This window comes from Streptomyces sp. NPDC049541 (assembly GCF_044465725.1).
Lineage (GTDB): Bacteria > Actinomycetota > Actinomycetes > Streptomycetales > Streptomycetaceae > Streptomyces.
On the sequence record NZ_JBITLY010000007.1, the window covers coordinates 425771 to 443535 of the forward strand.

General features: G+C 72.2%; 16 protein-coding genes. 8 read left to right on the forward strand and 8 right to left on the reverse strand.

Annotated features, from left to right (window positions below; genetic code table 11):
* The first annotated feature begins 134 nt into the window (after window positions 1–134).
* The 3 genes from ACIBW9_RS27525 (at window position 135) to ACIBW9_RS27535 (ending at window position 2477) form a co-directional block, all read left to right on the forward strand.
* Window positions 135–1295, forward strand: coding sequence for an ROK family protein (locus tag ACIBW9_RS27525; RefSeq protein ID WP_398959431.1), 1161 nt, complete (start codon window positions 135–137; stop codon window positions 1293–1295).
* Between the two features lie 99 nt (window positions 1296–1394).
* Window positions 1395–1580, forward strand: coding sequence for a hypothetical protein (locus tag ACIBW9_RS27530; RefSeq protein ID WP_398959433.1), 186 nt, complete (start codon window positions 1395–1397; stop codon window positions 1578–1580).
* A 63-nt stretch (window positions 1581–1643) separates the two neighbouring features.
* A complete protein-coding gene (locus ACIBW9_RS27535) occupies window positions 1644–2477 on the forward strand; it encodes an EamA family transporter (protein ID WP_398959435.1) in 834 nt (277 codons plus the stop codon).
* 5 nt (window positions 2478–2482) lie between these two features.
* Here ACIBW9_RS27535 and ACIBW9_RS27540 read toward each other — a convergent pair whose 3' ends face one another.
* Together ACIBW9_RS27540 and ACIBW9_RS27545 are read right to left on the reverse strand one after the other, a co-directional pair.
* On the reverse strand, window positions 2483–3868 hold the full coding sequence (locus ACIBW9_RS27540; protein WP_398959436.1) for a S1 family peptidase: 1386 nt from the start codon (window positions 3866–3868) through the stop codon (window positions 2483–2485).
* A gap of 115 nt (window positions 3869–3983) precedes the next feature.
* Window positions 3984–4814: an SAM-dependent methyltransferase gene (locus tag ACIBW9_RS27545; RefSeq protein WP_398959438.1), complete on the reverse strand. Its 831-nt coding sequence runs from the start codon at window positions 4812–4814 to the stop codon at window positions 3984–3986.
* A 159-nt stretch (window positions 4815–4973) separates the two neighbouring features.
* On the opposite strand from ACIBW9_RS27545, the gene ACIBW9_RS27550 reads away from it, so the two are divergent.
* From ACIBW9_RS27550 to ACIBW9_RS27560, 3 genes are all read left to right on the forward strand, one after another.
* A complete protein-coding gene (locus ACIBW9_RS27550; protein ID WP_398959440.1) occupies window positions 4974–6152 on the forward strand; it encodes a MalY/PatB family protein in 1179 nt (392 codons plus the stop codon).
* A 63-nt stretch (window positions 6153–6215) separates the two neighbouring features.
* Entirely contained in the window at window positions 6216–6959 is a 744-nt protein-coding gene (locus ACIBW9_RS27555) for a type 1 glutamine amidotransferase domain-containing protein (RefSeq protein WP_398959442.1), read from the forward strand.
* Between the two features lie 23 nt (window positions 6960–6982).
* Window positions 6983–7369 (forward strand): PPOX class F420-dependent oxidoreductase, encoded by a 387-nt coding sequence (locus ACIBW9_RS27560; RefSeq protein WP_398959444.1) that lies wholly within the window; start codon window positions 6983–6985, stop codon window positions 7367–7369.
* A gap of 65 nt (window positions 7370–7434) precedes the next feature.
* Here ACIBW9_RS27560 and ACIBW9_RS27565 read toward each other — a convergent pair whose 3' ends face one another.
* Window positions 7435–10212 (reverse strand): hypothetical protein, encoded by a 2778-nt coding sequence (locus ACIBW9_RS27565; protein WP_398959446.1) that lies wholly within the window; start codon window positions 10210–10212, stop codon window positions 7435–7437.
* Window positions 10213–10399: 187 nt separating this feature from the next.
* Between ACIBW9_RS27565 and ACIBW9_RS27570 the strand changes: the two genes are divergently transcribed.
* Complete coding sequence (locus ACIBW9_RS27570; protein ID WP_398959448.1) at window positions 10400–11743, forward strand: Gfo/Idh/MocA family protein; 1344 nt, start codon at window positions 10400–10402, stop codon at window positions 11741–11743.
* A 7-nt stretch (window positions 11744–11750) separates the two neighbouring features.
* Here ACIBW9_RS27570 and ACIBW9_RS27575 read toward each other — a convergent pair whose 3' ends face one another.
* On the reverse strand, window positions 11751–12164 hold the full coding sequence (locus tag ACIBW9_RS27575; RefSeq protein ID WP_398959450.1) for a Zn-ribbon domain-containing OB-fold protein: 414 nt from the start codon (window positions 12162–12164) through the stop codon (window positions 11751–11753).
* 154 nt (window positions 12165–12318) lie between these two features.
* On the reverse strand, window positions 12319–12981 hold the full coding sequence (locus ACIBW9_RS27580; protein ID WP_398959701.1) for a TetR family transcriptional regulator: 663 nt from the start codon (window positions 12979–12981) through the stop codon (window positions 12319–12321).
* Between the two features lie 194 nt (window positions 12982–13175).
* Here ACIBW9_RS27580 and ACIBW9_RS27585 point away from each other — a divergent pair, with 194 nt between their 5' ends.
* Window positions 13176–13859, forward strand: a complete 684-nt coding sequence (locus ACIBW9_RS27585; RefSeq protein WP_398959452.1) for a peptidoglycan-binding protein — start codon at window positions 13176–13178, stop codon at window positions 13857–13859.
* A 20-nt stretch (window positions 13860–13879) separates the two neighbouring features.
* On the opposite strand, the gene ACIBW9_RS27590 is transcribed toward ACIBW9_RS27585, so the two are convergent.
* From ACIBW9_RS27590 to ACIBW9_RS27600, 3 genes are all read right to left on the reverse strand, one after another.
* Window positions 13880–16177 (reverse strand): SpoIIE family protein phosphatase, encoded by a 2298-nt coding sequence (locus ACIBW9_RS27590; protein WP_398959703.1) that lies wholly within the window; start codon window positions 16175–16177, stop codon window positions 13880–13882.
* A 202-nt stretch (window positions 16178–16379) separates the two neighbouring features.
* Window positions 16380–16946: an antibiotic biosynthesis monooxygenase gene (locus ACIBW9_RS27595; protein WP_398959454.1), complete on the reverse strand. Its 567-nt coding sequence runs from the start codon at window positions 16944–16946 to the stop codon at window positions 16380–16382.
* Between the two features lie 58 nt (window positions 16947–17004).
* On the reverse strand, window positions 17005–17379 hold the full coding sequence (locus tag ACIBW9_RS27600) for a hypothetical protein (protein WP_398959456.1): 375 nt from the start codon (window positions 17377–17379) through the stop codon (window positions 17005–17007).
* Between the last annotated feature and the right edge of the window lie 386 nt (window positions 17380–17765).

Genomic DNA, 17765 nt, shown 5'->3' on the forward strand with positions numbered 1-17765 from the left:
AGGCCACTTACTTTTGGTTCGAAAGAATCAATGCGTCAAGGGGCTGGCGGACATCTTTTTCCTGCGCGGTCGAGCGCGCTAACCTGACCTGGTTACTTCCATGGCGAAAAAAATCATGTGGGAGTCTGACCTTCATGACCACAGTTGCCGACAGCTGGCTTCCGCTGAGCCCCGGTGAGCGCTCGGTGGCGATCGAGGTGCTCGTGAACGGCCCGCTGTCGCGTACCGAACTCGCCCGGCGGCTCGACCTCTCTGCGGGCAGCCTCACCCGGCTCACCAAACCGCTGATCGAGTCCGGCCTGCTGATCGAGGTCGCCGAGGCCGGAGCGCCGGCGGAGGTTCGCCAGGGGCGCCCCTCCCAGCCGCTGGCCGTCGTCGCCGAGTCCCGCTCCTTCGTCGGCTTCAAAATCACCGAGGACATGGTCTACGGCGTCGTGACCACCCTCCGCAGCGACATCGTCGCCCGCTACGACCGCCCGCTCACCACCCACGAGCCGGCCGAAGTCGCCGACGTGCTGGCCGCGATGACGGACGAACTCGCCCGCGTCCACCCGCGACTCGCCGGCATCGGAATCGGTGTGGGCGGGCTGGTCGAGGACCGGGCCGTGGTGGGGGAGTCGCCCTTCCTGCAGTGGCGGGACGTCCCGCTGGCCGGTCTGGTCGAGGAGCGCACCGGGCTGCCCGTCGTCGTCGAGAACGACGTCGCCGCCCTCGTCGAGGCCGAGACCTGGTTCGGGGCCGGGCGCGGCCTGGAGCGCTTCGTCGTCCTCACCATCGGCGCCGGCATCGGCTACGGGCTGGTCCTGGGCGGCAAACGGGTCTCCCGCGCGGAGGAGGACCGCGGCTTCGGCCGCCACTGGATCATCAACCCCAACGGGCCGCTCACCCCCGACGGCGAACGCGGCAGCGCCGTCTCCCTGCTGGCCATCCCCAGCATCCGCTACCAGGTCCGGGCCGCCGACGGCCGCGACCGGACCTACGAGGAGATCCTCGCCCTGGCCGCCGCCGGTGAACCCATGCCCGCCCGCGTCATCGACGAGGCGGCCCGCGCCCTCGGCGCCCTGGTCGCCCAGATCGCCAACTTCGTCATGCCCCAGAAGATCCTTCTCGCGGGCGAGGGCGTCGGCCTGATGGATGTGGCCGGAGACACAGTGCGGCAGACGATCGCCGCCCACCGGCATCCGATGGCCGACCCTGTCCCGCTGGAGACCAAGGTGTCCGACTTCCACGACTGGGCCCGTGGTGCGGCCGTCCTCGCGATCCAGGTGCTGGTGCTGGGCGCGGCGGAAGCCTGAACTCGGCGGCTCGCGTGGGCAGATGGACGTGATCAGCAACACGTCCGATATGCCTGATTGATGTCGCCTTACTCACAGCGCCTTCACCTCCGGAGCCGTATGCTTCACATCATGTCCACCACTGTTGAACCCGTCTCCGAGCGCTCGGCAGCCGAGGTCAACGAGGAGATCCGGGCCCTGTGGCGCCGGTCGGGCGGGACACTGAGCGGCGAGCAGCGCGAGGAGTACCAGCGTCTCGTCCTGGAGTGGGCCGCCGCGGCCCCGCAACCGGCGCGGGCGGCCTGAGCACCACCCGCTGAGGGCCCGCCACCGCGCATCGGAGCCCCCGACCGGGGCACCCCACACCGGATGGGCCCTCTCCTCGCACTGGCCTCGGCGGTCTGCTACGGCCTCGTCGACTTCACCGGCGGGCTGCTGTCCCGCCGCGCCCCCTTCACCTCGATCACCTTCCTCGGTCAGCTGGGCGGTCTGCTCCTCGCGGGCCTGGCCGCCCTTTTGGTGCCTGCCGACGCCGTCCACCCCGCCGACCTGCTCTGGGGAGCCCTGTCCGGCCTCGGTAGCGGCACCGCCATGCACTTCCTCAACCGCGGACTGAGCCGCGGCGCGATGAGCGTCGTCGTCCCCGTCAGCGCGGTCACCGGCGTCGCCCTGTCCGTGCTGTGCGGGGTGCTCGTCCTCGGTGACCGCCCCGGCGCCCTGGCCTGGACCGGCATCGCGGTGACCGTCCCCGCGCTCTGGCTCGTCGCCGGCGGCGGATCCGGCGGCCGGGGCGCGGGCGGGCAGGTGGCGGACGGCCTGCTGGCGAGCGCCGGGGTCGCCGTGCAGTACGTCGCGCTCGGACTGGCGGGACCCTCCGCCGGACTGTGGCCGGTGGCGGCGGGCCGCGTCGCCGCCGTGCTTCTGCTGCTGCCCACCGCCACCCGGCACCGACACCAGCTGCGGCTGCCGGGACACCTCACCGCCGAGGCCCTCCTCGTCGGCGCCGGTGCCGCCCTCGGGCTGATCCTCTATCTGCTCGCCGCCCAGCGGCAGCTGCTCGCCGTCGCCGTGGTCCTCGCTTCCCTCTACCCCGCACTTCCCGTCGTCCTCGGCCTGGCCCTGCTGCACGAACGCGTCACCCCACGGCAGACGGCCGGCCTGCTGGGCGCCGCGGCCGCCACGGTCCTGCTGACCCTCGGCTGAGCCCCTCACCCCCACGTGGCCGAGTAGTAGCGTCGGTACGCCTTGCGGTCCTGTTCGGCGCGGATCCAGCGGGTGGCCACCAGGGCGAGCAGGCTGCCTCCGATCACCAGCATCCCGGGACCGATGTTCTGGGGGTTCGTGAGCCTGGCCAGCAGCGTCGAACCGCCCGTGATGCCCGTCACGGGAGTCGAGGAGCCGGGTGAGGCCGCGCTGGGAGCGATCGCGCTGTGCGTGGCCGCGGGCGACGGTGCGGAGGAGGGCGCGGCGCCGCCCTGTCCGGCGGCGGCCTGCTTCGACACGATCAGCTGGACGCCGAGCGCCTGCATCGCCTTCGTCACCGGCTGGAAGAACGTCGTACCGCCCGAGGTGCAGTCGCCGCTGCCGCCCGAGGTCACGCCCAGCGCGATGCCCTCGGAGAACAACGGGCCGCCGCTGTCCCCGGGTTCGGCGCACACGTTCGTCTCGATGAGGCCGGTGACGGTGCCCTCCGGATAGTTGACCGTGGCGTCGAGCCCCTTGACCTCGCCGTCGTGCAGACCGCTGGTGCTGCCGCTGCGGAACACCCGTTCCCCGACGGCCGGATCGCCCACCCCCGTGATGCGCACCCCGTTGCCGTTGCCGATGGCCACGATGTCCGCTCCGGCTCCCGCCGCGCCGTTCGCGTACTGGACCAGCGAGAAGTCACTGCCGGGGAAGTTCTGCTGCACGGTCTTGCCCAGCTGCTGGTTGCCCTGGTTGTCCGCGAACCAGACGGACCCGGTCGGCCCGCAGTGCCCGGCGGTGAGAATGAAGTCACTCTGCCCGTTGGTCACGTTGAACCCCGCCGAGCAGCGCCCGCCGGTGGACAGGATCGGTGACGCCCCGTTGAGACGGGTGGTGAAGGTGCCCTGGGTGCGCTCCATGCGGACGTAACTGCCGATGCCGCCCGCGACCTTGGTCATCTTCGACCAGTCCGTCGCCGAGACGGTGCTGTCGGCCTGCACCACCACCTGGTTCGTCCGGTAGTCCATGACCCATGCAGTGCCCGCGACCCGGGGCGCGGCACGCAGCGTCGACGTCGCGGCCTTGAGCTCGTTCATGCTGTGCGACACCATCTTCGCCTCGGCGCCGGCACGCTTGACCTCGGCGGCCGCCGCGTCGTCGGTCACCGCGACGACCGGGCGGCCGTCCGCGCCGATCCAGGTGCCCGCCGTACGGGAGGTGCCGAGCTTGGACACGAGCGCGGCACCAGGGTTGGGCGAGGTCCCCGAGGCCTTCAGCGGGAGGGCGGAGGTGCCGGGAGTATCGCTCGCCATGGCGGCCTGCGTCACCATCGCTCCTCCCAGCAGGAGTCCGCCGACGGCCGCCAGCCGCGTCACTCGCCGGACGATCCGTCGTCGTGCGTGCCTCATGCATGGCTCCCGAACCTGAACGCGCGGCGCGAACACCGCGGGGCCCTCCGGTCGTTGAGCACCCTCCCTCCATACGTGGCCGGGGACGGTCGCGTTCAGCGCGCGGGCGATCTTCTCACCGCTTGCGGCCCACCCCGCCGAACAGGGCCACTTCCTGTGGTTCGCCCGCCTGCGAGGGCTCGGGCCGCCAGCGCGAGCAGGAGACCACGCCGGGCTCCAGAAGCTCCAGACCGTCGAAGAAACGGGCCACGGCCTCGGGGGTGCGCTGGGTGAGCGCCGGGACGCCGCGCTCGTTCCAGAACCGGACCGCCTCGTCCACCTCCGACAGTCCGGGGCCCGTGATGGTGTGGGAGAGGACCAGATGGCTGCCGGAGGGCAGCGCATCCAGGAGCCGCCGCACCATGCCGTACGGGTCCTCCTCGTCGCCGATGAAGATGACCACCCCGAGCAGCATCAGCGCGACCGGCTGTGTGAGGTCCAGGGTGCCGGCGGCGCGCTCCAGGATCGAGTCGACATTGCGCAGGTCCTCGTCCAGGTGGTCCGTGCGGCCCTCGGGCGAGCTGGTCAGCAGGGCGCGGGCGTGTGCCAGGACGAGCGGGTCGTTGTCGACGTAGACGATCCGCGCATCGGGGGCGAGCCGCTGCGCGACCTCGTGGGTGTTGTCGGCGGTGGGCAGGCCGGTGCCTATGTCGAGGAACTGCCGGATCCCCGCCTCGGTCACCAGATGACGCACGGCACGGCCCAGGAAGAGACGGTCCGCGCGGGCGTACTCGCCGATGGCCGGATGCAGTTCGCGGATCCGGTCGCCGGCGATGCGGTCGACCTCGTAGTAGTCGCCACCGCCCAGCCAGTAGTTCCAGATCCGGGCCGTGTGCGGGCGCAGTGTGTCGATGCGGCGGCGCAGCGCCGCGGCGGGATCTTCGGTGGCTGCCGGGTTCTCCGTCACGCGCTCTGCTCCTGGAGTGCCTGATGGTGCGTTGTGTGCGACGTCAAACGGCAATCTAGACGGCCATGTTGACCTGTGCCGAGAGTGCGGGGCGGATCTTTTCCCCGCAGGCGCTGCCAGGCGGTGCCAGGTCACACCGCAGCCCCTATCTTGTGCCCCATGAACAGCACCCCGCATGCGACGTCCGGCGAGCCGAACCCCCTGCGTGCACTCTCCCTGGAGAGCCTGCGATGTCGTACGAGCATGAAATGGCGCACCTACCCCGCCGACGTGCTGCCGCTGTGGGTGGCCGAGATGGACGTGCCCCTCGCCGAACCCGTCGTCCGCGCGGTCACCGGGGCGCTCGCGCTCGGGGACACCGGCTACCCGGCCGGCACCGCCTACGCCGAGGCCCTCGCCGGGTTCGCCGAGAAGCGCTGGGGATGGGACGGGCTCGCCGTGGAGCGCACCGCGATCGTGCCCGACGTCATGCTCGGCGTCGTCGAGATGCTCAAGCTGGTCACCGGGCACGGGGATCCGGTCGTCGTCAACTCGCCTGTGTATCCGCCCTTCTACCAGTTCATCGAGCACATGGACCGGCGGGTGCGGGAGGCTCCGCTCGGGGCGGACCTGCGCATCGACCTCGACGCCCTGGAAGAGGCCTTCCGGCAGGCGGTCACCGGCGGACGCCGGGCCGCCTATCTGCTGTGCAGCCCCCACAACCCGACCGGCACCGTGCACACCGCCGGGGAACTGGCCGCCGTGGCCGCGCTCGCCGACCGGTACGGCGTCCGCGTGGTCGCCGACGAGATCCACGCCCCGCTGACCTTGCCGGGCATCGACTTCGTGCCGTACCTGAGCGTTCCCGGCGGGGAGAGCGGTCTGTCCCTCATGTCCGCGTCGAAGGCCTGGAACCTGGCGGGCCTCAAGGCCGCGCTCGCGATCGCCGGACCCGCGGCCGCCGCCGACCTCGCCCGGCTGCCCGAGGAGGTCGGCCACGGCCCCAGCCACGTCGGCGTCATCGCCCACACGGCCGCCCTGACCGAGGGCACCGCCTGGCTGGACGCGCTGCTCACCGGCCTCGACGACAACCGGCGCCTGCTCACCGACCTGCTCTCCGAACACCTCCCCGCCATTTCCTACCGTCCGGGCGAGGCCACCTACCTGGCCTGGCTCGACTGCCGCGGACTGGGCCTCGGTGAGGATCCCGCGCAGGTTTTCCTGGAGCGGGGCAGGGTGGCCCTGAATTCGGGGATTCCCTTCGGCACCGGGGGGACCGGGCACGTACGCCTGAACCTGGCGACCTCGCCCGAGGTGGTCACTGAGGGCGTCCGGCGGATGGCAGCGGCACTCGCCTGAACCGACCCCCAGATGGCCTGGTGGGGGTGTCATGGACACGTGACACCTCTGCATGATGGCCCCATGCGCGTGCTGATCCCCCTCCCCGACCACGACTTCGACGTCACCGAGGTCGCCGTGCCCTGGCGACTGCTCACCGCCGCCGGGCACGAGGTCGTCTTCGCCACCGAGCGCGCCGGGACCCGGCCCGCGGCCGATCCAAGGCTGCTGGCGGGTGTCCTCTTCGGGCAGCTCGGAGCGGAGGACGAGCCCAAGCGGTTCTACGAACAGCTCACCGCGGCATCGGAGTTCACCGCCACGGTCGCTTGGGCCGACGTGGACGTGACCGAGTACGACGGACTGCTGCTGCCGGGCGGACACGCGCCCGGTATGCGGCAGTATCTCGGCTCGACCGAGCTGCAACGGCAGGTCGCCCGGTTCTGGGCGCTTCAGCGGCCGGTCGGTGCGATCTGCCACGGGGTGCTCGTGCCGGCCCGCACCCGGGATCCCGGCACGGGGCGCAGTGTCCTCGCCGACCGTCGCACGACGTGCCTGCCCAAGTACATGGAGCGCACCGCCTACCTGACCACTGCATGGAGGCTCGGGCGGTACTACCGGACGTACCCGGCGTATGTGGAGGACGAGGTGCGCTCTGCTCTGGCCGAGCCGGCTGAGCAGTTCGAGCGGGGCCCCCGGGTTTTGACCCAGAGGGGTACGGCGGACGACGACACCTACGCCTTTGTCGTGCAGGACGGCAATTTTCTGTCGGCGCGGTGGCCGGGGGATGCGTATCTTTTCGCCCGCCGGTTCATCCAGCTCCTCGTGTGAGCTGTCTGCCTAGAATTTCGGGTATGGACAACACGGCGCTGGAGCGGCTCGGGGCGGGGAAGTACGTGCTGGTCACCAGTTACCGCAAGAACGGTACGCCGGTTGCCACGCCGGTGTGGGCGGTGCGGGACGGTGACACGCTCGGGGTGTGGACGGCGGCCGACTCCTGGAAGGTGAAGCGGATCCGCGCTCGCGGCGACATCCTCGTCGGCCCCTGCGACGTGCGCGGCAACCCCACCGGCGCGCAGCTCCCGGCCACCGCGGAGATCGTCGACGAGGCGAGTGTCGCCCGCTACCGCCAGCTCATCGCCCGCAAGTACGGCATCGTCGGCCGCCTCACCCTGCTCGGCAGCCGGCTGCGCCGCGGTCTGAAGGGCACCGTCGGCATCCGCGTGACGCTGAAGCCCTGAGACGCGTACGGCCGTGTGGTCCTCCCAGGGGAGGACCACACGGCCGTACGACGGCGCGCCGTGCTCTACGAGCCGTCCAGCACCGTGCCGGTCAGCACCGGTCCCCCGGGCGCTGGATCACCGTTGTCGTTCGTCAGCTGGAAGCGCACGGACTCGGCCGGCTCCGTCACCCGGTCCTTGACCGTCGGCACGGACACCTCCGCACTCAGCTTCCCCGTGGGCACGTTCGCCCCCACGTAGAGGTAATTGATCTGCGACAGGGGACGTTCCGGATCCGGCGTCTCGCCCGAGGCGCCGGCCAGCCACGCCGGGTCGACGTCCTTGGTGGACAGCTCCGGGCCGCCCGTGACCGGGGCGACGAGGAACATCGGGCTCAGGTCCACGTCCGCGGCCTCGGACAGGGACACCTTCCACTTCAGCGGGTTCCCCTCGATCACCCGGTCCGCCACCGGCGTCACGGAGATCGTGGGCATCGGGTCGTCGTTCTGCACCGTCACACCGCCGCGGTACGAGCCGATGACAGCGCCCCGCACGGCCTTGACGATCACCGTGTGGTCCACGTCGTAGGCGTAGCGCGTGTTGCCCTTCACCTCCACCGGTACGTCGATGTCATGGCCGCCCGGATGCACCGTGACCAGGCGTGCCGTGGCCCTGCCGGTGGCGGGGTCGACGACGTACACCCGCACCTGCCCGCTGCCCTGCCCGGACACCTCCACCGGCACCTGGTACGTGCGGACGCCCGAGTCGCCCTCCTTGACGGTCGTGCGGCCGATGTCGACGCGTGCCAGCGGGGCCTCGTGAACCGCGGGAGTGCCCGGGCGCCAGCCCCAGGCGTCCACCAGCCAGGCCTGCCCGGAGCGCGAACGCGGGGTGAGAGCAAGGGACTTGATGTGCTTGAGGTCGAGACCGGCCCGGGACGCCGCCGACAGCGGGACGCGGACCTCGCGCGCCCAGTACGAAGCCGTCCGTTCCGTGCCCGGCAGGCCGTCGACGGTGGTGCGGCCGAGCGTGGCCTTCTTGCCGTGGGTGTCGGCGAGGGAGACGTCGAGGCTGGTGCCGGTCGAGTTGGGCGGCACGATGACGCGCAGCGCGAGGTCCTTGGCGGCGCCCAGCGACACCGGCGCAGCGGGCTGCACCCGGACCGCCGACCCGGCCGCCGACCAGTGCAGCGCGACCGCGCGCCGGCCGATCTCGCGGTCCGTCTCCCATCGTGCGAAGTGCGGCGAGGCGCCCTTCACCCGGGATCCGAGACAGGCCACGTGGTCGTCCGGATCGACGGCCGAGCACAGCCGCCCGCCGGTCACCGTGACCTGGCCGTCCGGCAGGAACCCGCCCTCGCGGTTCGCCCCGACGGCGTGCGTGAGCACCCGCGCGGGATCGGCCGACGGTGCCCGCCGGCCCGAGCCGTCGAGCAGCGGCCGTACCCGGTCGTCCCCGGCCACGAAGAGCCGGGCCGCCGCCGCGATGTAGGTGCTGCCCGCCTTGTGCTGCTGGTTCGCCGTCAGCCGGGTCGCGGTGCCCGGCGAGCACACCGGGTCACGGTGGTCCGGGTCGTCGTAGAAGTCGTCCTCGGCAGGCGCCTGCGCCTGCCCCGGGGTCCACTCGGTGTTGAAGAAGTTGTGGTCGGCGCCCGTCACGTACACCGCGCTGTGCAGCGCGGCACCCCGGCTGACCGCGCGGGTGCCGTCGACGTAGACCTCGCCCTGCAGGTCGGAGACGTCGCCGTCGCAGCCCGGCAGGATCGTCGCCGACGGCACGTCCGCGACCGGATTCTGGCCGAACACCGTCGGTCCGATGAGGACGGTGCCGCGGATGTGCCAGCGCACCGGCCCGTGGTAGCCGTCCTGCGCGGCGGGCGGCGGGTCGAGGCTGTCCATGGCCGCCCGGTTGACGCCCTCGCCGCCGCGGGAGTGGCCGACGAGCAGTACGCGCGAGAGGTCGGCAGGCGGTGCGTTGCGGACGGCCGCGGGGGCCGAGCCCGGGTCTGCGGCCCAGTCGGCCCAGCGCGCCAGGTGCCGGCGCACCAGCGAGGAGCGGGCCTGTGCGCCGCCGTCCTCGGCCGCGTCGTCCTGGGCGTTGATGCCGTTGGCCGAGATCGACACCGTCACATAGCCCTGCGAGGCCAGCAGCCGCTGGTCGCGCAGATAGCCCCGGTAGCTCGGGATCGGCTTCGTGCCCTGCGGGCAGGGCCAGTCACCGGTCACGTTCGTACGGGTGTAGCAGGTGGAGTGGCGGCCGTGCAGGAACAGGGCGAGCGGCCGGTGGCCGGTGGTGCCCTTCGGGGCGACCACGACTGCACGCATCTCGACCGGCTGCGGGAAGCCGGGCAGCTTCACGGGGGCGAGGTCGTACTCGCCGGTCGTCGTGGCGTACCGGCCCGGTTTGCCGGGGTCCACGGAGTTCGCGGGAAGCCGGGCGGGCGGCGCAGCCGCCGCGGAGCGCCGTCCGCCCGGGGTCTCGCTGCGGCCCGCGGCGTCCAACTCCCGCCCTCCGGCCCGTACATGAAGGCTCGTGAGCCCGGTTGCCGCCGCGCCTCGCCCGAGGCCGAGTCGGAACGTGCGGCCGTCCCGGTCCGGCTGCGGGACGCCCAGCATCCGGCCCGCGGAGTAGAACTCGAGTCGCGCGTCTCCCATCGGCACGGGGGCGGTCGAGCGCCAGACCAGCTGCCGGGCGTCCCCCTTGCCGGCGATCCGCCAGCCGGGTGGCAGGCCACCGTTCCGGTCGGCACCTGTGCTGGACGCTCTGGCGTCGGGCGGCGGTGCCGCCTGCGCCAGTCCTGGCGATCCCCCCGCCACCACGAGCACCGCCGCAGCGGTCACCCATATTCGCCGGGCACGGAACAAGGTCCCCTCCTCAAGTACCAAGCAAAAGCACCCCCGTTGGTCAGCCGGGGGCGTCACGCGTTTCAGAGGACGTCAGGAGGGGCCTGTGGGTTGCCTGTGACTGACGATTCAGCCGGTGCCCGTGACGCGATCAGACCGGCCCCGACGACCAGGCATGGCCGCCGGGACTGCGGGACAGGACCCCCCAATGAGCCGAACACCGTTGCGTGCCGCCGTCGTCGGCACCGGCCACCGCGCCCAGACCTTCGTACGGGGACTCGCCGCCCGCCCGGGCCACCGCGTGGCAGCCCTGTGCGACCCGAGCCCGACGCGGATGGCCTTCCACAACCGGGCGCTGGCCGCCGCCGGGGAACCGGCGGCCACCGAGTGGGAACCGGACCGCTTCACCGACATGCTCGCCAAGGAGGCCATCGACGAGGTCGTCGTCACCACCGTCGACGCCGCACACGACCGCTACATCGTTCCCGCGCTGCAGGCGGGCTGCCGCGTCGTCACCGAGAAGCCGATGACCGTCGACGCGGACCGCTGCGCACGCATCCTCGACGCGGTGCGGGCGACCGGCAACACCCTCACCGTCGCCTTCAACTACCGCTTCAACCCGGTGCACGAGAAGGTGCGGGCGCTGCTCGCGGACGGTGCGATCGGCGAGATCCTGTCCGTGCACTTCGAGTGGGTCCTCGACGTACGGCACGGCGCCGACTACTTCCGCCGCTGGCACCGCGACAAACACAGCAGCGGCGGCCTGATGGTGCACAAGTCGAGCCATCACTTCGACCTGGTCAACTGGTGGCTCGCCGACGAGCCGCACGAGGTCTTCGGCTACGGCCGGCTCGCCTTCTACGGCCCCGAGGCGGGCGAACGCCACGGACTGCGCCGGGACTACGACCGCGCCCACGGGGCCGCCCCGGCCGCCGACGACCCCTTCGCGCTGGACCTGGCAGGCAACGACACCCTGCGTGCCCTGTATCTGGACGCAGAGGGGGACGACGGTTACCTCCGCGACCGCAATGTCTTCGGCGGCCCGGTCACCATCGAGGACGACATGGCGGTCCTCGTCCGCTACGCACACGGGGCGACGATGACCTACCACCTCACCGCCTACTCCCCGTGGGAGGGCTACCGCGTCATGTTCAACGGCAGCTCCGGCCGGCTCGAGCTGGAGGTGGAGGAGAGCCGCTGGGCGCAGCCGCGGACCCCGGCCGCGTCGGACAGCGGTGCGCTGCACGGAGACACCGCTGCCGAGCAGGCGGGCGGCGCACGGCTCACCCTGCGCCCGCTGTGGCGGCCGCCGGTCGAGGTGCCGGTCGACGCCGCCCACGAGGCCCACGGCGGGGGAGACCCCCGTATGCTCGACGCGCTCTTCGGACCCCTGACCCCCGGTGCGCCGGATCAGGGCGCGGCAGCGCATCCCACCGCCACCCAGCGCGACGGCGCCCTCGCTCTGGCCGTGGGGCTCGCCGCCAACCGGTGCTTCGAGACCGGACGGCCGGTGGCCGTGCGGGACCTGGTCCCCGGGGTGTGGCAGAACTGAGGGAGCGTCAGGACCAGGCGCGGTAGGGCTCGTCGACCAGCTGGAAGACCGGCTCGCCGCGGACCGGGTCCTTGGCCGTCGACAGCCGGACCCGATCCCCGCTGTGAATGCCGATCAGCGGGCCCATGACCCTGCCGCGCACGACGAATCCCTCGGCCATCTCCACCAGCGACACATTGCGCGCGGCGGGGGTGTTGCGGTGCACGACCGTCGCATGGCGGACCGTGCCCACGCCCTCGCTGCGCTCCGTGCGCAGGTCGCCGCCCTGGCAGACCGGACACAGCAACCGGTGGTACGTCGCGGTGCCGCACCAGGTGCAGCGCTGGAAGAGGATGGTGTCCGCATCGGGCGCCTGGGGATCGAGCACGCCTGCCGCGGAGCCGGCTGTCTGACGAGCAACGTTTCCTGAGTGGTGGTACACGCTGGTCAACTCCCTGCGCTCGGCCCGGAATCCCGCGTGCGCGGCTCAACCGTGCACGCACGTGCCCGGTCGCCGTGCCACCGTGCACGGCATCAATGTATGGCACTGAGTGTCATACGTAAAGACACTGCGTACCCTCAATCTGTGACTCCGGTCAGTCCTGCGCGAGAGCGCTCTCGATCTCCTGGACCACCCGCCACAACGGTGCGCGACGCCGGGAGACGACCACCACCACGTCCTCGGGTTCCTCGTCCTCGGGCGGGGGCGTGGTGAAGGCCTGCTGTACGTACCCCAGCGCGTGGTCGAGAGCCGCGCTCGCGTCCCCCTGCCCGTCCGAGCGCAGCCAGGAACGCAGTGCGTTGTTGTGCGCGGCCGCCACCGCCGCCGCGATCACATCGGCCTGCAGCGTCCCGTCCGGACGGCCCTCGAGGCGGGCACGCAGATGGTCGGCGAAGGCGCGCTCGTAGCGCCACACCACCGAGAGTTCATACGCCCGCAGTCCGGGCACCTTCTTGGTCAGTCGGTAACGCTGCACGGAGAAGGTCGGGTTCTCCGTGTACATGCGCAGCACGATCCGAACCGCGTCACAGACCCGCTGCACGGGTTCGTCCTCCTCGCCGCTGTCGGCGAGGAACGCCGTCATCTCGGCCAGGCACCGCTCGTGGTCGGGGAAGACCACGTCCTCCTTGGAGGGGAAGTAGCGGAAGAACGACCGCCGTCCGACGCCGGCGAGCGCCACGATGTCGTCCACCGTGGTCTGCTCGTAGCCCCGCTCGAGAAACAGCTGGAAGGCCGCCGCGACCAGGGCGTCCCGCATGGGTGGCCGCGCGGCAGCCGGCTCCGTCTTCATGAACGGGAAAGTAGCATCCGGACGCCATGGATGGCACTCAGTGCGCTGCTGAAGGGAACTGAGTGTCCTCCGGTGGGATTGCTGAACCGGCGCGGTGCAGGACGCGTATCACTCCCCGGGGAACGGCGGAGGCCCCGCAACGGGGACGGAAGGAGAGCACTGTGCCCACACCGCCCGCATCCGGGTCACCGCAGGACCGTTTACCGCTGGAGCCCATCCGGGTCCTGCGCCCGCGCAGCACCGACGCCCTGGCGGAGCTGTTCAAGGAGATGGAGCAGGGCACCGGCGACCTCGAGCCCGTTACCGTGCCGGACCCGCGGTCCTGGGACGAGGGCGAGACACAGGAACTCCCGCCCGTCCGCACCGGCCGCGGCAGCCCACCGAACGAGGACGGCCGCTTCGGCTTCGGGCCGGGACTGCGCCGCGCGGCCGTCACGATCGCCGTCGCCGCGGCCGTCCTCATCGGCTTTCTCGGCGCCTTGCTGCTGCACGACCGGCACGACGCCGCCGCCGCGCAGGAGCCTCCCGCCGCCGCGTCCGCCGAGCCGACGGCGACCCCTTCCGCCGAGCCGACCGTGACCGCCTCCGCCGCGTCGGACCCGGACGGCCCGGGCACCCTCCGCGAGGGTGACAGCGGCCCCGCCGTGACCGATCTGCAGCAACGCCTGCTGCGCGTCCCGGACGTCTACACGGGCGGCTCCACCGGCGGCACCTACGACGCCACCCTCAGGGCCGCGGTGGCCCGCTTCCAGCTCTGGTACGGCATCCGGGGCGACGAGACCGGCGTCTACGGCAACGACACCCGGGCCGCACTGGAGTCCCGGACGGCCTCCGGCACCGGCTGACACCGCGGAGGCCTCGCCACCTACTGCGGATCCGCCGGCACCCGGATGTCGAGCACACAGACGTCGTCCCGCCGGTCGCCCTCCAGCATGGCGGCGAGCATGGGCGCCAGGGAGCCGGGCTCGTCGCTGTGGTGGCCGAGGACGGCCCCGGAGAGCCGTTTGAAGCCTCGGTCGAGGTCCTCCGCGGGCCGCTCGACCAGGCCGTCCGTGTACAGGAGGACACGGTCGCCGGGCTCAAGCGGCAACTCCGCCTCCGCGAAGACCGGCGCCGTGCTCGCGCCGAGCAGGATGCCGCTGGGGCGGTCGAGGTAGTGCGCCTGGCCGTCGCGCAGCAGCAGGGGCGGCGGGTGGCCGGCCTGCGCCCAGATCAGCCGGCGCTCGGCGGGGTCGTAGCGGGCGAGGACCATGGTCGCGGTGCCGTGGGGCCCTCGGGAGTGCAGCAGCAGCGTGTTGAGCCGGGCGAGCGCTCCCGTCAGCGAGGACCCGGTGATGACCATGCCCTTGGCGGTGAAGCGGAGCTGGGCCATGGTGGCGACCGCGTCCATGCCGTGGCCGGCCACGTCGCCGACGACGAAGAGGGCGTCCCCGTCAGGGAGTTCGATGGCGCTGAACCAGTCGCCGCCGACGTGGGTGCCCGACTGGGCGGGCAGATAGGCGACTTCGACACGCAGCCCCGCCAGGTGCACGGGCCGGGTGGGCAGGGGCAGCAGGGCGTGCTGCAGCCGGCCGGCCAGTGTCCGCTCGGCGCGCAGCACATCGTGCTGGGTGAGCACGGCCCGCTCGCTCTCGACGAGGGCGAGCTCCGCGCTGCGCTGCGCGGTGAGGTCCTGCACGACGCCGTGCACCTCGACAGGCGTACCGGCGGCGTCCGGAACGGCCTCGGCGACGGCCCGCAGATGCCGTAGCCCGTCCGCCGTCCTGATGCGGAACGGGACGTCGAAGGGGCGGCCGGCGCCGAGGAGTTCGCCGATGGCACGGGCCAGCGCGGGCGCGTCCTCGGGCAGGGCGAGTCCGGGCAGGCCGGTGAGGCCGACCGGGCCCTCGCCGGGGTCGCGGCCGAGGAGCTCGAAGACCTGCGAGGACCAGGTGGCCTCGTGCGTGACCAGGCTCCAGCTCGCCCAGCCGAGGCTGCCCAGCCGCTGCACGTCCGCCAGGCGCTGTTCCTGCCGGTCCGAGGAACCGTGCCGCACCCACGTCACGAACAGCCCGTCGCCCAGCCGGGCCGCCCGCACCGTGTAGGTGGACAGCTCCGCGATGCCGTCCACGACCTCCTGGTAGGCGAACGGCGCGCTCTCGTACGGCTTCCCGGTGGCCAGCGCGCTGCGCAGACCCTGCCACAGCGGCTCGCCCGCAAGGGCCGGGCAGGCCTCCTGGAACCGCCGGCCGACCAGCTCGGGCCCGGCACCGCCGGCCACGTCGGCTGCCTGCGCGGTGGCCGCGTCGATGCGGTAGTCGTCGATCTCGCCCGAGGCGCCGGGCAGCGGAGTGAGCAGCATGGCCGCGCCGGGCAGCGCTTCGAAGACGGCCTGGATGGCCTGCGCGGTTTCGGTGGCGTCGACGGCGGCCTGCGGACCGGTGGAGAAGTCCCGCAGACGTCCTGCGCACAGCAGGGCGGCGGCCTCCAGATGACGCCGCTCGCTCCCGCTGAACGGCCCGCTGCGGGTGCGCAGGATCCCGATGCAGACGCTCGGCGAGGCACCGGTCGGCACCGGCAGCCAGGCGCGCGACGCCCAGCGGTCGGACGGGTCCCCGATCAGCACATAACGCTTCCGGTCCGCGGCGGCGTCCTCCAGCCAGCGCGGCTCGCCCGCCCGCAGGGCCTCGAAGGCGGGCATCCGGTTCAGTGGCGGGATCTGCTGCCACTGGGCGGCGAGGGTGGCGTCGATGCCGGCGTGGCCGATCAGTTCGAGCCCTCCGGCGGGCGATCGAGCGTAGATCATGACCGCGTCGGCGCCCACCTCGGGGGCGAGTTGCTCCAGCAGGCAGGAGGCGAGGTCCTGCGGTGTGGTGACACGGACGAGCTCCCTGCCGAGAGCGCCCAGTGCCGTGGAGTCCCACTGGGCGGCCGCGTCCCGCGAGGGCGGCACGGCGGACTCTGCCAGGACGGCGGGCTCCGGGGTGGGGGCGGCACCGCCCGGCGGCGGCAGGCTGCCGAGGGTGATCCAGCACTCCTCCAGCACGGTGCGGCCGGCGGTCTCGGCCCGCCGCTGCAGCTCTTCCTCCGCGGCGCCGGGGGAGCAGCCGGTCAGTGCCATGACCACACCCTTGGCCTGCTCCAGGACAGCCGACATGGCCGCCAGGTGGCGCAGCCGGTCCATCTCGGCGCGCTGCCTGGCGACGATCTGGGCCAGCGCGACGGTGTCGGCAGCGGTGCTGGACTCCGTCGGCGTGGCGGGCTTGCTCGTCACGCGTCGAGCATCGCACAACAGGGCGGGTTCGATCGTGGTCCGTCCGGCCCTGGCTTCACTCGAAAGGAGAAGAGCCCGCGTGTCGAAGTGGACGCCGGGTCCGCCCGGCCCGTCAGTCGTCGGGCGGCGGGTACAGCCACAACCGGAACATACGGCTGAGCAGCGGCATGACCAGGTAGGTCAGCACGGGCAACAGTACGACGGGGAAGACGGCCGCCCTGAGCGGCAGGGGCCAGGCCGCGGTGCGGGGCGTCACCAGCCACTGGATGAGCAGGGTGAACGGATAGACGCCGAGGAAGGTGGTCAGCAGCATCTTCCAGCGGGGCGGGGACTGCGCCGCGGTGCCCGGCAGGTGGAACCAGGTCTCCATCCCGGTGGTCGACTGCCGCTCGTCGCCCACCTCCGTGGCGATCCCCTCGATCCGCGCATGCCACTCGGCCCGTTCCGTGGACTCCAGCCACCGCGCCAGACGCTGTGGATCGGACCAGCGCAGCACCGCGTGATACCGGGGGCCGTCCTCGGGGCGCAGCCAGGAGACGCCCTCATTGCCGGGGAACCGACTGGCGCAGCGGGTGATCCCGCGGGTCCAGTCCTCGAACTCCGCTTCCCGGCCGGGACGCACCCGCCAGGTCAGCACCGTGGTGACCGGATCGCGCCTGCGCAACTGCGTGGTGCTCATGTTCACCACGTGTGCCACGCGTGGCGCGAATCATGCCGTGCGAACCCGGTCGCCGCGGTCAGCGCCCCGAGTCGACCAACGCCTGGGAGACCGCCCGGACGCTGCGCGCGATGTGCTGGAGCTGCAGCACCTCCGCCGCGTACAGCTTGATCGTGTGCTCGATGACCGACTCGGGCATGCCGAGCGAGGGCAGATCGGCGCGTGCGGTCTGCAGCGCGGTGCGCGCGACCCGGATCTCGTGCTGCACCTGGATGTGCGCATGGCGGGCCAGCAGCACGGGGTGGCGCATCAGGGCCGGGTAGCTGCCGTAGCGGGACGGCACCAGTTCGCGCAGCCACTTGGCCGCCGAGCGCTCCCAGTCGTAGGAGCCGGGCGTCTTGACCTGGCACGGCCAGTCCGGGCTGATGCGCGTGGTCGTCAGTTGCATGATCATCGCTTCCGGGTGTGCGGCGTCGTGTGGGGGTGGTCCGACGTGGGCGGGCGGCCCCGGTCTAGGGGATGACCGGGGCCGCCAAGGGCGCTCGCACAGGCGAGGCCCGACCGAACACCCTGGGCGCCGACGCGGGTAGGAGACGGCGGCTTCGGGTGTCCGTGCAGGAGCCCGGGAGGGCAGACGGTGCCGGCGCGGGGATGGTGCAGGCGCATGGGCGGACCGTCGGCTTTCTCCGGGCTGATGCGGGTGGGGACAGGGGTGCGGAACGTGTCCGGAGTGAGCCGGTGCGCGATCCGTGAGAAGTATTTATATATGCCGTCCGGTTTGCAAGAAGCATGAAAACATTCATGCCCAGTCTGTTGCGAAAGGTCCCTTTGTAATTCCGC

Coding starts and splice junctions, on each gene's coding strand:
- ACIBW9_RS27600 (WP_398959456.1), bottom strand. CDS start 17,379: ATGATCATGCAACTGACGACCACGCGCATCAGCCCGGACTGGCCGTGC.
- ACIBW9_RS27590 (WP_398959703.1), bottom strand. CDS start 16,177: ATGGACCGGCTGCGCCACCTGGCGGCCATGTCGGCTGTCCTGGAGCAG.
- ACIBW9_RS27555 (WP_398959442.1), top strand. CDS start 6,216: ATGCGCGTGCTGATCCCCCTCCCCGACCACGACTTCGACGTCACCGAG.
- ACIBW9_RS27530 (WP_398959433.1), top strand. CDS start 1,395: ATGCTTCACATCATGTCCACCACTGTTGAACCCGTCTCCGAGCGCTCG.
- ACIBW9_RS27570 (WP_398959448.1), top strand. CDS start 10,400: ATGAGCCGAACACCGTTGCGTGCCGCCGTCGTCGGCACCGGCCACCGC.
- ACIBW9_RS27525 (WP_398959431.1), top strand. CDS start 135: ATGACCACAGTTGCCGACAGCTGGCTTCCGCTGAGCCCCGGTGAGCGC.
- ACIBW9_RS27535 (WP_398959435.1), top strand. CDS start 1,644: ATGGGCCCTCTCCTCGCACTGGCCTCGGCGGTCTGCTACGGCCTCGTC.
- ACIBW9_RS27560 (WP_398959444.1), top strand. CDS start 6,983: ATGGACAACACGGCGCTGGAGCGGCTCGGGGCGGGGAAGTACGTGCTG.
- ACIBW9_RS27550 (WP_398959440.1), top strand. CDS start 4,974: ATGAACAGCACCCCGCATGCGACGTCCGGCGAGCCGAACCCCCTGCGT.
- ACIBW9_RS27595 (WP_398959454.1), bottom strand. CDS start 16,946: ATGAGCACCACGCAGTTGCGCAGGCGCGATCCGGTCACCACGGTGCTG.
- ACIBW9_RS27540 (WP_398959436.1), bottom strand. CDS start 3,868: ATGAGGCACGCACGACGACGGATCGTCCGGCGAGTGACGCGGCTGGCG.
- ACIBW9_RS27580 (WP_398959701.1), bottom strand. CDS start 12,981: ATGCGGGACGCCCTGGTCGCGGCGGCCTTCCAGCTGTTTCTCGAGCGG.